We start from the raw sequence: 12,238 nt of genomic DNA, 5'->3' as shown, positions 1-12,238 counted from the left end.
AGCGGACGAGGGTGCGTTCCATCAAGTCCTAGAGTCCCTTCCCCAAGAGCCGCGTCACGTGTGGCTGGGATGCCGTGACGACAAAAGCCACATTACGGGACGAGGGGTACGGCCCTCCAGGCGGCACTCCGACCCCGGCGGGACCCTCTTGACCACCCCCACCGTACGCCCCAACTCCGGTCCCCCGCAGCCGGATCCCACCCCTGAAAACCACTCAGACCCCGCGGCTTCAGCGCCGGGGGTCTGGGATGAGGTAGAGTGACCGAGCAGTTCGGACACCGACTCGGTCGGCGTCTTACGCGGGTGTAGTTTAATGGTAGAACATCAGCTTCCCAAGCTGAGAGCGCGAGTTCGATTCTCGTCACCCGCTCCATGCGAAACCCCCAGGTCAGAGACCCGGGGGTTCTTTGTTGTCTGGACCGGTGGGCGGCCATCGGGACCATCCTCAGGGTGCTTCGCACGCTCTGCACGGGCCAAGTCGTCGAGGCCGGCGACTACCTCGCGCTGCCGTTCGTCCGAGCGCTGACTCACTGCGCCCTTCTCGGAGCATGGGCCGACGCTGACCGTCGTGTCGTTGAGTGTGATGCCCGAGCGTGCATTGTGGCTCGTCCGCCAGCCATTCGACCGATCCGCCCCCGCCGTGGCCGGTGAGGATGAAAATATGGGCGAGTCGGAGGGGGTACGGGGGCCGAGTGGAAGAGAACCGACGCATAGCCCTGCTCATCGGGGTGCGTGAGAATCCGGGGGCTGAACACCTTTTGCCCTCTCTGGCTGCGACGGTCGACGCGGATCTACAAGTGCTGGGCGCCTCCTTGGAGGGCAGTGGCTACGCGGTAGAGACCCTCCTGGAACCCACCCGCAACGCGATCACCGAACGTATCTCCGCTCTCTCCGCGAGCGCGCCGCCCAGCAGCACACTGCTCCTCTACTTCACCGGGCACGGCATCCGGATCGGCACCACCGACTACTTGGTGCCCTCCGATGCCCGCGTCCCTGCCGACCACAGCGACGGCACGGCCGGCTGGGAGCAGCCCCACGTGCGGGAGTCGCTCCTGGAGGCCGACATCAGCCGTTATCTGGCCAACTGCTCGGCCGGCACCGTGCTGTGGTTGATCGACGCCTGCCGCTGGACTGGGGACGAACAAGGAGCCGCCTTCGGCAGCAACGTCGTCAAAGGTCCCCCGCACAGCGGTTTCGCCATGATGACAAGCTGCGGCCCAGGTGAACCCAGCGGCTTCGCGGAGGCGGGCAGCTTCTTCACGTCGGCGCTCGCCCGGGCCTTCGACCCGCTGACCGAGGCCACGACCGTGGAGCAGGTGTACGAGAAGACCAGACGCGATACCCGGGCCCTCGCCATACGGGCTCTGGCCGACCCGCAGAAGGTCCTGATCCACTACGGCAATGATCTGGCGGACCAGACCAGGACCCTGGCAGTCGCCGACGGCAGGCGGTTGCTGGAGGCCTGGCAGGACGCCGTACGCACCTCTGCTCTCTGGGAACTGCTCCCGGACGGCGACGCGCAGGCAGTCGCCCACCTTCAGGGTTGTCTGTCGGACCTGGCCGCACAGGCTGCCCGCCACGTCCACCGTGCTCAGGAGCGGCTGCCCGATCCATGGGCCGATGAGGACTACCCGGTACGGCTGCTGACCGACCGCCTTCCCCAGCTTCTGCCCAAAGACGCCGAGCTGTCCGCCTTGGAGGTCACGGCGCTGATCGCCGGCGTCCTGCTGCACGAGACGGCCTGGGCCGAGCGGTTGAGCCAGGCCGCCGAGTTCCGTCCACACTTCGTGCGGCGCCGTGCCGAGGCCGACGACCGGCGACGGCACTACGAGCAGATCACCGAGCACTACCCCCAGATCACCGAGAAGCTCGCGGACTGGTACCTATGGCTGGCGGACCCCGCGGACGACCGCCACGCCGTCACGCTGTGGCTGGTCCACCGCTGGATCGAGGAACGCTTCTCGACCGACGAGGAGGCCGTGCCCGCGGTACTGGCCGACGGCTTCGTGGCCCGCCTCCTCGACGTAGCACAGCCGATGACGAGCGAGCCGCTCGGCGGCCGGGCGGAAGCACTCTCCACAGCGCTGCGCACGGTCGCCGCGGGCCTCGCCGTCGGAGCCCCCGCGGAGGACCAGCGGCTGCCGCCGGATCGCCACATCGTCCGCAGAAAGCCGTGGCGCTTACGGGTACACCCCCTCGCGGCGTTGCTGCGGCTCGCGGGGCTGCTCGCCTTTGACGCCCGTTGTCTGCCGGAAGTCCTCGCCGAGCATCTCGCCGTCTCCGACCCGGTCGTGCCGAGCAAGGTGATCACCGTGCTCCGGGACGCCTTCTGGGACCTCGACCACGACGGGAGCGCTCCGTATCTGCATCTGGACGCGGTCTGCCCTCATCCGGCCATCCACGCGGCGCTCACCTCGGTCGTCGAGGATGCCGACGACCTCGGGCACCTGCTGCGGGAGTCGGCCCGCCGCCTCCCGCACGACGAGGCCGCGCTGCTGCGCGGACTTCCCGCTCGGCTGTCCGACCACCGGCTCCGACCCGGCCGCGAGCACGGCATGGACGCGTACGACGTTCCGCTCGCCCGGTTCTCGCTGGCGCAGACGGAGATCCGCCGTCTGCTGATGGGCGAGAGGCTGTACGAGGGCGAGCCCGAACTCGCGCTGCGGGAGCTGTACCAGAACGCCATGGACGCCTGCCGCTACCGGGAGATGCGCGTGCGGTATCTGCGCGACCTCGGCCGGGAACCGGCCAAGTGGGCGGGCCGGATCCGTATCGAGGTGGGCGAGGACAGCCGCGGTCGTTACGTCGAGTGTGTGGACAACGGCGTCGGCATGACGCTCGACCAGTTGAAGAACACCTTCACCCGGGCCGGCCGCCGCTTCGACCAGTCCCATTCCTTCCGCCGGGAGCAGGCAGCGTGGCTTCGCCACGACAGTTCGCTGCGGCTCTACCCCAACAGCCGTTTCGGTATCGGCGTCTTCAGCTACTTCATGCTCGCCGAAGAGATGACGATCGTGACCCGGCCGGTCGGCCCGGACGGCCGCCCGGCCGAGAAGGCGCTACGCGTCGAGATCCCGGTCAGCGGCAGTCTCTTCCGGGTACGGGAGGAGGACGAGCGCGGCGGCACGACGTTACCCGAGGGCGGCACACGCGTGCGGCTGCACCTGCGCGATGCGGGGGCACTGCCCGGGGGCTCCGCCGTGTCCGTGCTGCGCTCTCTCATCCTGATCAGCGAGTTCCGGCTGGACGTGTGCGACCAGGACGGCACGGAGGAGACCTGGCTGCCCGGATGTCTCAAGTTCGGGGAGGAGCCTGGGTCGTTCTCCACCCGGTTCGCCGTCGAGGCCGTCCCGGGCACGTTGTGGTGGGTCTCGGGCGACGGGGCGATCGTGTGCGACGGGATCGCCACGGACAAGCGACCCTTCGGGTACGTGCTCAATCTGTCGGGCGCTCACGCGGGCGAACTCAGCGTCAATCGCAAGAAGTTGGAGAGATACGACACCCTGTGGGCACGGAAGCAGTTTCAGCAGGGCGCCCAGGCGCTCTCCAGCAGCGCGGGGTTGAGCCTTCAGTGGCTGTGGAGCATGGAATCCCGAGAGCCCTCGGTCGCTCGTATCCTCTGGATGGCCCTGCGGGATCAAGGATTGCTCGCGTCTGCCGACCTCGGTCGACAGGTGAACCTCGACGAGGTCGGCTGGTTCAGGCTGGACGCCTCCTTGGACGACCGACGCGGGAGGCACGAAGAGGAAAAGCTCTCCGAGACGGTCCGGCCCTGGCGGCTGGCCGTCCTCGGCCCCGAGTACCGCACCCGCAACGAAGCGGCTCCGCTGTCCCTCTCCGGCCACCCCGTTCCACAGCCGGGCTGGTCGGACATCGCTGCGAAGGTCGAGGGCGACTGGCGTACCGCGGTTCTGGTGGCCCACGAACAGGACACCACCGTGGCGGAGGTGCTCCGCGCGACGCGAGGCCTGCGCATCGCCCATCCGCGGCTGGCGGGCCCGGCCGTCGTCGGTGACGGCGACCTGGAATGGAAACCGGAATTCACCGACTGGTACGTGATGAAAGGGCTCCTGGGCAGCAAGCCGGATCGACTGGACGGCCTCTCCATCACTGTCTGGGGGCGCCCCCTGCCGCCCAAGCGTCGGGCCTCAAATGAGATCTACTACCGGCACCCGCCCGAGGATCTCTCCGGCATCGTCCGGGCCTCTGCGAGTTTCCGTGAGCCACTGGGCAAGCTGGCCGAAGCGTGCACCCGGTACGCGCCGTTCGTCGGCGAACCGCTGCGCGCCGTCCCCGAGCATCACCGCGACCACGTCTGCACGGACGCCGAGCTGAAGCTTCTGTACCTCCAGGAGGACAAGCACCACTGGCGACCCGCCGTCCACCCCTGGGACGTACCGGTGGTGGCAGCCACGACAGGCCTCGACACGGACGAAGTACACCGGCGCATGGCCGAGTTCGCCTGGCTGGGCCGACCCGCACCCGATCCCGTGCTGGCTGCCCGATGGGCTGCTGTGTCGCCGGAGGTACTTCCGTTTCTGCGCCACTACATCGTCCTCGGCACCGACGGCCGCCCCACACTGCCCTGGGCCGCCACCATCGAACTGGCTGCGGAGTGCGACATGTCCGTGTGGGAGGCCGAGCGCGTTCTCGCCCGCGAGGCGGAGCGCCTCGGAGTGGCCCACCGCCGGCGCTACACCAAGCGCTCCTCCGGACGTGACGTGGCCCCCTCACCCGACACGGGGAACCTCGTACGGTGGCTGCACCAGGAGAACATCCGCCTGGAGGACGGCGTCTCACTCCGGGACCTCGCCTTCGTCCGCTCGCACCAGACGACATCTGAGGAACTGTCCTGGTACCTGGACGAGTTGAGAGCGGCTGAGGTGGATCTCCCGGACGCGGCGAACCTGCTGCGCGCCTGGGACGATCTGCCCACGCCGAGCAGATACGCATTCTCCGGGGAGGACCCCAGCTGGGATGGCGCCGACTATCCCGTACCGGCGACCTCAGCCGTGCTGTTCACCGGAAGCCAGCGGCTGAGGCAGCAGCTGTCGGTGCTGTGGAACACCGCGCAGCGGGAAGCCCAGAACCTGGGGCTGGGCACCGAACTCGTTGCCCCACGCCCGCCCAAAGCGCTGAGGAAGTTCGTCCCGACGGGGGACGAGGTCGCCGCGCTGGTCGACGAAGGCATGCGCGAGGACGTCGATTATGTGTGGTTCGAGACCCCTCGCTGGGTCCCGCTCACCGCGCAACGGTTGGTGGGCTACGCCCGCGCCCGCACTCTCGGTGCCCGGGCGGCGTACCGGGCTCTGGCGCCCTTCCGGGCCATCGGCGCTCTCGTACCGGAACTGACCGCCGAGGCAGAGGCGGCACTGCCCGACGAGGTGCCCACCGTGCACGATGCCGTGGCGGTCGACCCGGCGCACCGCGTCTCCGAGCCCGGCACCCCGCTGCTGCCTCTCGACCTGATCAGCATCGCGGGACGTCTCGGTGAATCGGTACGGCACACCTGGCAACGGCGCATCACGCCGTACCTCGCTCTGGAGGAGACACCGCCGTCGATCACCGATGTCCCCGACGTCGTACCCGGCTGGCAGGACCTGGCACTCCTTTCCGAGGGCCTCGACGGAAGGCTTCCCGCGCTCACCGGTCCCGTCCGGCAGGACTGGATCGAACACTGTGCCCAGGCGGTGGGTGAGACACCCGAATGGGTGCACGAGCGTCTTGAGGTGTATGCGGGCCTGTTCGGTCTCCAGCTGAAGCCTGCCGCCGAGAAGGGAGAGAAGCGATGACGCAGGCCCACCGCCACGATCACCGCATGCCGTACGCCGATGAGGATCTCGGTGAGCTCGATGCCGCCCTGTTCACCCAGCAGCCGGCCCCGGACGGTGGGGGTGTGATCGTCGCAGGGACGTGTCCCCGCTGTCACGGCGCCACCAGAACGCTGTTCCCGTGGGCCCGGCCGGGAACGGGGACGAAGGGCGGACTGAGGTTGCTCTTCGGGAGGGGGAGGACGCTGAGGGAGGAGGGAGCGGAACCCTTGCTGGCAGAGGTGCACCTGTGCGAGTGCGGACACGCACATCCCCATGTGCCCCCGGACACGTCGTTCTTCGGGTGCGGCGCGGTCTGGCGAATCCGACGATGAGCACCCGTTCCGAGCGCCGCTGGGCCGAACTCGCCCGTGAACTGGAGTTCACCAGGCTTCCGGAACTGCGCAGACAGGCGGAAGGGTGGCGTAACGGTCTCACGGGACTCACAGCCCTGCTCGCGGTCCTCGTGCTGCTGAAGGGGCGCGACAACCTCGACGACCTGCCGGACTCTGCCAGCGCGACCGCCACCGGGCTACTGATGACCGCCTTCGTGCTGTTGGTCACGGGCTCACTCCTGGCCGCACGAGCCGCACACGGGGCTCCGGAGCGAGAGATCCTCCTGGGCGGGCAGGCCCTGCGTCGCTGGACCGAGCAGGAAGTGGCCCGAGTGACACGAGCACTGGCTTGGGCCTACCTGTCCTACGTCTTCGGAGTAATCCTCGTCGTCGGCGCACTCATGGTCGCATGGGTGACGACCCGTGATTCCGGCACGCAACTGGTCGTGGTGCGGACGAACACGGATGTGGTGTGCGGCGAGTTGATCCAGGCAGACCGGCATCACGTGGAGATCAGCTCCGAGGACGGCAAAGTCTCCTTGCCATGGACCGCTGTGGTGCGCGTGAAACCTGGCAAGACCTGCGATGGAGTCCCGTAGCGTACTGCCGTGGGACGCATGACTTGCGTAGGTCACGTCCGCGGGAGTGATGTATCGACACCGCCCGGTGATCTCCAGCCGAGGTACTGCGTCAGAGCGGGAGGTCGTCGGGGAGTACCCGGAACGCCTTGTAACGGCCCAACGGGCGTACGGCCCGGAAGTCTCGTCGGTCGAGGGTAAGAATCGCGTCCGTGTCGTAGTCGGCGGCAAGCGCCACGTTCACCGCGTCGGCGAGGTCGAGGTCCAGCGCGCGGTAGCGGACACGAACGGACTGTGCGGCGCCCAGGTGATCTTCCGTGATCTCCGGCAGGACGACACGACCCCGGCTCATCCAGCGCCGAAGGTCGTCGACCGCGCTGACGGCAGCCTCCCTGCCGAGCTCGCGCGTCGCCACGTGATCCAGTTCGGCCAGCAGGAGCGGGGACATGACCAGCAGGCCCGCCGCCATGATGGCCTCGTTCGCCGCCCGGTGTTCCGGGTGCGCCGAATCCAGCGCTGCCAGAAGGCCGGACGTATCGGCGATGACAATGATCACGCCGCGGATCCGGAGCCCGAGCCGGTCTCACGTCGGACCGCTTCGGCGACCGTGTCGCGGACTTCCGACTTGGGCAGCGTGCGCCCCGGCCCCTCGAAGGTGCGCGAGAACAGCGGCTCGTCCCAGACCCGGTTCGCCATGGCTGCGAGGTGGATGCCCTGGCGGATGATCTCGGCCTCGCTTATACCCCGGCGCTTGGCAGCCTCTTTGATGATCGCCAGGTCCTCGGGGTCCGCGTAGACGTTCGTGCGCTTCATGGACATGTACCAATACTAGTCCATGTACCGGATTGATGTATCCGCGCAGCTACCTCTCGTCCCGTTGTCGAGGTCCGGCCGAGCCGACCTCACAGGCCCCGTCCGAGTGCCAGACCGATCCTGGGGAGACGGGTGTGTCATGGGGTTCGGTTTCCGTGTCGGTGTACCTGGGATGAGTGTGCGGGTCTCGACTCGTGGAGTGCGCACCTCGGTCGGGCCACGTGGGCGAGGCTCAGCATGGGCAGCGGCGGCGCCAGGATGTCGACCGGGTTCGGCCCCTTCTACGCCTCGAGTTCCCTCGGCGGCAATCGACGGCGCACCAGTACACGGCGTACGACACGCTCTCGTGCGGTCGCCCCCTCAGCCGCGCAACTGGACCGGGCGCGCCATCAGGCGGAGCGGGCTCAGCAGGAGGCGGAGCGCGATGCCGCCATCACTCAGTTGCGCGAGCTGAGGCGTCAGATGACCAGCGTTCACCTGGGGTCCTTCCCCGCGGCGCATCCGCCCGTCATCCCGGACGCTCCCCAACTGAGCCTGTCATGGGCGCTCGGAAGCCGAACCACCTGCGCACCCGCAACCACGCATCTCCTGGGCAAGAGGCACCTGGACGCAGGATCCTCCGAATGTCCGCCGCCCCGTCTCCCAGACCAATGGCTCGGGAAAACCACGGTCAACAGCGGTGCAATCCGGCCTACACGACCACCTCAAGGACCAGGTATCTGCGCTGGTCAGGGCCTATGAACCCGCCCAAGCGCCGTCGTTCCCAAGCTGAGAGCGCGAGTTCGATTCTCGTCACCCGCTCCATGCGAAACCCCCAGGTCAGAGACCCGGGGGTTCTTTGTTGTCTAGACCGGCGGGCGGCGAGTGCACCACAACCGCACCACCAGGGCCGCCGCACCACTACCTAGGCGATCCGATCCAAGATCGGCTTCAGCCCAAGCTCCCTGGCGACAGACCGCAAGAACTGCTTCCGATGCTTACCGTTGATCATCTCGTCGAACGCCCTTCCGGCCCAGAGGAGGCACATGGCCGACGTCACCTCGACCGCGGATGCCTGAACCTTCGGCTCGGTTCGGAGGCTGGGCGGCTTGGTCATCGGCTCGAAGCCGTTCGGCCCGCCACCCGCGGACACGGGGTGCGGTGATCTCGTCGAGGTCGAGCGTGCCGAAGGTCGGAAGGATGTAGAGCCGAAGCAGGTGTTCGTACAGGTCGACCGTACGAACGGCCGGGGAGAGTGGTGGGTGCTGCTCGCGCAAAGAAGCGCGGCACCGCGAACGTGGGGCCGAACGGCACTAGCTGTCCTGTACTTACTGTCCGCGCTTGCGCCGCGGCGCCGCCGACCTCGGCGGAACGGCGCGCATGTGATCGCGGACCCGGCCGAGGACGTCGCCGAGCACGGTGACGTCCTCGTCGTTCAGCGGCGTGAAGAAGAACCGCCGCACCATCTCGACGTGACCGGTCATCACCCGCCCCAGCAGCTCGCGGCCCTTCGGCGTGAGCACCACGACGACGCTGCGCTCGTCCTCCGGCGAGGACTCCTTGGCCACGAGGCCTGATTCGGCGAGCTGCGAAACCTGGTAGGTCAGCCCGCTGCGGCTGTGCACCAGCTGGTTCGCGATGTCCGTCATCCGCTGCCGGCCCTCGGCGCTCTCCCCCAGCGCGGCCAGGATCTGGAACTGGATGTAGCTCAGCCCGCCCTCCTCGCGCAACTGCTGCTCGACGGCGTGCTGGAGCAGATTGCCCACCTCCATCACGGCGAAGTAGGCGGCGAGCTGGTCGGGGCGCGGTTGCGGGCGCGCGGAGTCCTCGGGCATGCAGACCATTTTACTTGCTACGAATTCGAAGCACATGTAGCCTCGGCTTGTGCTTCGAATTCGAAGCACCGAGGGCGAACGAGCTGGAGGCTCCCCCATGTCCACCATGAAGGCGATCCGTTTCCACGCGTACGGCGACTCCGACGTACTGCGCTATGAGGAGGCCGCGCGGCCCGAGCCGGCGGCGGGCGAGGTGCTGGTCGAGGTCGCGGCGACCTCGTTCAACCCGCTCGACGCCGCGCTCCGCGCGGGCTACATGAGCGGGATCTTCCCGCTGGCACTGCCGCACATTCCCGGCCTCGACGTGGCCGGCCGCGTGGCCGCGCTCGGCGAGGGCGTGACCCGTTGGCAGGTCGGCGACCAGGTGTTCGGCCCCGTGCCGCCGCTGAGCGACGGGGCCGCGGCCGAGTTCGTCGCCGTGCCCCAGGACTTGCTCGCCGCGGCGCCCGGGAGCATCCCGCTGACGGACGCCGCGGCCATCCCGCTGGTCGGCGTGACGGCCTGGCAGGCGGTCTTCGAGCACGCCGGAATCGAGGCGGGACAACGGGTCCTGGTCAACGGCGCGGGCGGCATCGGCGGAATCGCGGTGCAACTGGCCAAGCGCGCGGGCGCCTACGTCATCACGACCGCGAGCCCGCGCAGCGCCGACGCGGTCCGCGCGCTGGGCGCCGACGAAGTCATCGACTACACCGTGACGAGCCCGGCCAAGGCGATCACCGAGCCCGTCGACGCGGTGCTCAACACCGTCGCCGCCTCCGAGACCGACATGGCCGCGCTGACCGGCCTGATCAAGGACGGCGGCGTGATCGTCAGCCTCACGACCCCGGCGGCGGGCGACACGGCCCGCGACGTGCGCGGCGTGAACATGCAGACGCGCGGCGACGCGAACCAGCTCGCCAACCTCGCGAAGCTCGTCGACGCCGGAGAACTCCGCATCGAGATCAGCGCGCGGTACCCGCTCGCCGAAGCCGCGACGGTCCACGACATCTACGCGCGCGGCGACATCCGCGGAAAGGTGCTGCTCACGCCGTGAACCGAGCGCTCATGCGAACTCCCCAACGGCCTGCCCCTGACGATCCAGGAGTTCGGCGAGAACACTGACGGCAGCGCGGTCCCGGAGCTGCACGCGGGCTCCGGACCGCGGACGATCACCGGGTTCTCGGCCACGCTGTCCGCCTTCGCCAAGAAGGCGTTCCGCCCCGACTTCTCCGCCTTCCCGCCCGAGCTCGCGAAGCCACCCCTGGAGCGGGCTGAGAGTGCGGCAGAAAGCCATACGTGCCCGCTGCGTGCCCGATCGAGCGGCGACCGGCGGGGAAATGAACTGCGCTGCGGCAGATTCGCCCGCTCCCTCCAGTGGGCTGGGTCGCGGGATCCGCTAAGCCAGTCCACCAGGACGTGCGCAGCCACTTCAAACGCCTAATCCAGCGAAGTGGTGTCGTCGACAGGCACGTTGAGAAGCGGGGCGTAGTGGGTCCCGTGATCCTCCGGGCACCAACACGCAATGCCCCTCGCTGCGCAGACGTTCAGCCGGCCAGCAGGCGTCCACTCGACATCGATCGCCGCCTCAAGCCAGTCGCCGCCCTCGTCGTAGGGGGAGATCTCAGAGAGCAGGATCTCCGGAACAGCACCGTCACTCTGGACGTCAGGGCGCTCGATGTGGTCCGGAAACCACTGCCACCGAGGCACCTGGCCCGTGGGGCGAGCGGCATCCACCGCGGCTGCGGCATGGAGCATGCGTTGTCTTTGCCAGGAGCATCAAGGCCATGGAAGAGACCCTCCAGCGGCACGCTGTCGAGGGGGCCACACATCATGGTCATGTAGGCGAGCATGGTTCCTTGGACGGCATTGGACAAGGTCGCAAGCGGGGCCATCTCCGGGTCGGCCAGAAGCAGCCGCTCTGTCGGGGCCCGTCTCAGTTTCCGTCTCATTCAACCCCGTTCACGGCCGTTCAGAGGGGACCGCACGCCGTCCTCCTCTCACAGGCCAATCGCCCATGAACGCAGGTGAACGCCCTTGCACACAGCGCCAGACGCCACCAACACAGTTGGAAAGCGTGTTGGCATCGGAGTTGGGCAACGACCCCCGGAGGACGGCGATGCGTGATCAGCTTGAGATGTGGAGACCATCATCGCCAGCGGCATAGCCGTCCTGGGGACGCTGCTCGGTTCGGGGATCACTCTGGCGTTCCAGCAGCGCACCACCGACAGGAGTCACCAGTTCACCCGTCGCGAGAAGCTGCGGCAGGAGCGACTCGACGCATACTCTGCCTACGCTGGCGCGTTGGTCAACTACCGCCGATGCCTTGTGCACCTCTGGTTTTGCGAGCACGAACAGCCACCACCGGAGGATCCTGACACGGTGCGGATCCGAGCCTATGACCTACGCTCCAACGCCCAAGAAGCGCTGTTCCGAGTACAGATGCTCACCGATGACGAGACGCTGAGTCAGTCCGCGGAGGATGTACTCGCAGACGTTACGGCTCTGTCCAAGACAGACAGCAGAACGGAACTCGACGAAGCCAGGGTACGGACCCGTGACGACATCAGCCGACTGGTCCGAGCAGCCAAGGAACACCTCTGAGACTCGTGCAGACGCACCGGACTGCACCACAAGCGCACCAGATCGAGCGGGGAACAGCGGGGAATCACGGTGAAACAGCCGAGCCCTCAGAGACCGCGAACATGCCGTTCGAGCAGGTCAGCGCCTACAACGGGACCCGGTGACCGCAGCTTCCCAAGCTGAGAGCGCGAGTTCGATTCTCGTCACCCGCTCCATGATGAAACCCCAGGTCAGTGGCCTGGGGTTTGTTTGTTATGTAGACCAATTTGGGGGTGGCGTGCCCTCTGTGTGCCCTGAGTCGAGGCGAAGCGGCCGCTTCAGAGGCATTC

Annotated in this window: 8 protein-coding genes, 1 tRNA gene and 1 pseudogene; 5 read left to right on the top strand and 5 right to left on the bottom strand. The window is 67.9% G+C overall.

Going from position 1 to position 12,238, the window contains the following annotated elements; genetic code table 11:
• Window positions 1-299 precede the first annotated feature (299 nt).
• The 3 genes from ACZ5NW_RS15170 to ACZ5NW_RS15160 all read left to right on the top strand — a co-directional run bounded on the left by ACZ5NW_RS15170 (window position 300) and on the right by ACZ5NW_RS15160 (window position 6,744).
• Window positions 300-373 (top strand) — tRNA-Gly (locus ACZ5NW_RS15170).
• Between the two features lie 280 nt (window positions 374-653).
• Window positions 654-5,792, top strand: a complete 5,139-nt coding sequence (locus tag ACZ5NW_RS15165; RefSeq protein WP_468744262.1) for an HD domain-containing protein — start codon at window positions 654-656, stop codon at window positions 5,790-5,792.
• Window positions 5,793-6,141: 349 nt separating this feature from the next.
• On the top strand, window positions 6,142-6,744 hold the full coding sequence (locus ACZ5NW_RS15160) for a hypothetical protein (protein ID WP_468744261.1): 603 nt from the start codon (window positions 6,142-6,144) through the stop codon (window positions 6,742-6,744).
• A gap of 91 nt (window positions 6,745-6,835) precedes the next feature.
• On the opposite strand, the gene ACZ5NW_RS15155 is transcribed toward ACZ5NW_RS15160, so the two are convergent.
• The 4 genes and pseudogenes from ACZ5NW_RS15155 to ACZ5NW_RS15140 all read right to left on the bottom strand — a co-directional run bounded on the left by ACZ5NW_RS15155 (window position 6,836) and on the right by ACZ5NW_RS15140 (window position 9,350).
• Window positions 6,836-7,279 carry a PIN domain-containing protein gene (locus ACZ5NW_RS15155; RefSeq protein WP_450827575.1) on the bottom strand — a complete coding sequence of 148 codons (444 nt, stop codon included), beginning with the start codon at window positions 7,277-7,279 and terminating at the stop codon, window positions 6,836-6,838.
• A complete protein-coding gene (locus ACZ5NW_RS15150; RefSeq protein WP_030734427.1) occupies window positions 7,276-7,542 on the bottom strand; it encodes a ribbon-helix-helix domain-containing protein in 267 nt (88 codons plus the stop codon). The genes ACZ5NW_RS15155 and ACZ5NW_RS15150 overlap by 4 nt, the downstream gene beginning before the upstream one ends.
• Before the next feature lie 1,091 nt (window positions 7,543-8,633).
• A pseudogene (locus ACZ5NW_RS15145) lies at window positions 8,634-8,762 on the bottom strand (tyrosine-type recombinase/integrase); the annotation flags it as partial.
• An 81-nt stretch (window positions 8,763-8,843) separates the two neighbouring features.
• On the bottom strand, window positions 8,844-9,350 hold the full coding sequence (locus tag ACZ5NW_RS15140; protein WP_468744260.1) for a MarR family winged helix-turn-helix transcriptional regulator: 507 nt from the start codon (window positions 9,348-9,350) through the stop codon (window positions 8,844-8,846).
• 97 nt (window positions 9,351-9,447) lie between these two features.
• Between ACZ5NW_RS15140 and ACZ5NW_RS15135 the strand changes: the two genes are divergently transcribed.
• The gene (locus ACZ5NW_RS15135) at window positions 9,448-10,383 is read left to right on the top strand and encodes an NADP-dependent oxidoreductase (protein ID WP_468744259.1); all 936 of its coding nucleotides are present in this window, start codon (window positions 9,448-9,450) and stop codon (window positions 10,381-10,383) included.
• A 383-nt stretch (window positions 10,384-10,766) separates the two neighbouring features.
• On the opposite strand, the gene ACZ5NW_RS15130 is transcribed toward ACZ5NW_RS15135, so the two are convergent.
• Window positions 10,767-11,084 carry a hypothetical protein gene (locus tag ACZ5NW_RS15130; protein ID WP_468744258.1) on the bottom strand — a complete coding sequence of 106 codons (318 nt, stop codon included), beginning with the start codon at window positions 11,082-11,084 and terminating at the stop codon, window positions 10,767-10,769.
• Between the two features lie 381 nt (window positions 11,085-11,465).
• Between ACZ5NW_RS15130 and ACZ5NW_RS15125 the strand changes: the two genes are divergently transcribed.
• Window positions 11,466-11,930 (top strand): hypothetical protein, encoded by a 465-nt coding sequence (locus ACZ5NW_RS15125; protein ID WP_468744257.1) that lies wholly within the window; start codon window positions 11,466-11,468, stop codon window positions 11,928-11,930.
• The last annotated feature ends 308 nt before the right edge of the window (window positions 11,931-12,238 follow it).

The sequence above is a fragment of the Streptomyces sp. NPDC032126 genome, from assembly GCF_055580085.1.
The sequence above is the reverse complement of the archived record's forward strand: the minus strand, read 5'-3'. Positions and strand labels throughout refer to the sequence as shown.

Coding starts and splice junctions, on each gene's coding strand:
- ACZ5NW_RS15165 (WP_468744262.1), top strand. CDS start 654: ATGAAAATATGGGCGAGTCGGAGGGGGTACGGGGGCCGAGTGGAAGAG.
- ACZ5NW_RS15160 (WP_468744261.1), top strand. CDS start 6,142: ATGAGCACCCGTTCCGAGCGCCGCTGGGCCGAACTCGCCCGTGAACTG.
- ACZ5NW_RS15150 (WP_030734427.1), bottom strand. CDS start 7,542: ATGTCCATGAAGCGCACGAACGTCTACGCGGACCCCGAGGACCTGGCG.
- ACZ5NW_RS15140 (WP_468744260.1), bottom strand. CDS start 9,350: ATGCCCGAGGACTCCGCGCGCCCGCAACCGCGCCCCGACCAGCTCGCC.
- ACZ5NW_RS15135 (WP_468744259.1), top strand. CDS start 9,448: ATGTCCACCATGAAGGCGATCCGTTTCCACGCGTACGGCGACTCCGAC.
- ACZ5NW_RS15130 (WP_468744258.1), bottom strand. CDS start 11,084: ATGCTCCATGCCGCAGCCGCGGTGGATGCCGCTCGCCCCACGGGCCAG.